The following is a 974-nucleotide window of genomic DNA, read 5'->3' as shown; positions in this document are numbered from 1 at the left end:
GGTCGTGGTGCGCCGTGAGGACGACGCGCTGGTCGCGGCGTTCGCGCGCGGCAAGGACCCGTTCCTGCTGCATCCGAGTCACCTGTCGGCGGTGCAGACGGTGTATGCCATGACCATCCACCGCAGCCAGGGCAGCCAGTACGACACCGTGTCGGTGGTGCTGCCCGACGAGACGTCGTCGCTGCTGACGCGGGAGTTGCTGTACACCGCCATCACCCGCGCCCGGAAACGCGTGCGCATCATCGGCACCGAGGCCGCCGTGCGCGCCGGAGTGGGACGCCAGGTGCTGCGCGCGAGCGGGTTGCGTCGCACTCTCCTCACCGAGAGCTGACCGTCGCGAAGACCTGGCTCACGCCGACGGATTGGGGCGCACGAACCGTTCGTCGATCTCGTCGACCGACCGCGCACCCGTCAGCGCCATGGTGAGGTCGAACTCGGCGATCACGTTGCGGATCACCTCCTCGACCCCGCGCTGCCCCGCGAGCGCCAGCCCGTACATGTAGGGCCGGCCGAGCAGCACCGCGTCGGCGCCGAGCGCGAGCGCGACGAATACGTCTGCGCCGCTTCGGATTCCGCTGTCCAGCAGGAGAGTCGGTCCCCGCCCGACCGCGGCCCGGATGTCGAGGAGCGCATCGAGCGAGGCGAGCGAACCGTCGATCTGGCGGCCGCCGTGATTCGACACCACGATCGCGTCCACACCGAGATCGACGGCGCGGCGCGCATCGTCGGGATGCAGAATCCCCTTGAGCACCACCGGCAACCGGGTGCGGTCGCGCAGCGTCGCCAGATGATCCCAGCTCAGGCCCGGATTGGAGTAGATCTCGAGGAACGTTTCCGCGGCGGCACGCGGCACGGGGGAGCGCAGGTTGTCGAGGAACCGGCCCGGATGGTTCCGGGTCATCGCCAGCAGCGTGCGGATCGCACCCCACGTGATGTCGGGCCGCTCCGCGACCGTCTCGCGTGCCGCGTCGATC

At 70.1% G+C, this 974-nt stretch carries 1 protein-coding gene and 1 pseudogene; one reads left to right on the top strand and one right to left on the bottom strand.

Annotation, left to right across the window (positions count from 1 at the left end):
- Positions 1-331 (top strand): annotated as a pseudogene (locus I0Q12_RS33330) (ATP-binding domain-containing protein); the annotation flags it as partial.
- A gap of 18 nt (positions 332-349) precedes the next feature.
- Here I0Q12_RS33330 and I0Q12_RS33325 read toward each other — a convergent pair.
- Positions 350-974 (bottom strand): alpha-hydroxy-acid oxidizing protein (locus I0Q12_RS33325; protein WP_231611060.1); only part of this gene is annotated, 625 nt, incomplete at its 5' end.

Origin of the sequence: Rhodococcus sp. CX, from assembly GCF_015865005.1 — a bacterium.
Taxonomy (GTDB): domain Bacteria; phylum Actinomycetota; class Actinomycetes; order Mycobacteriales; family Mycobacteriaceae; genus Rhodococcus.
This window is presented reverse-complemented; position numbering and strand designations above follow the sequence as displayed.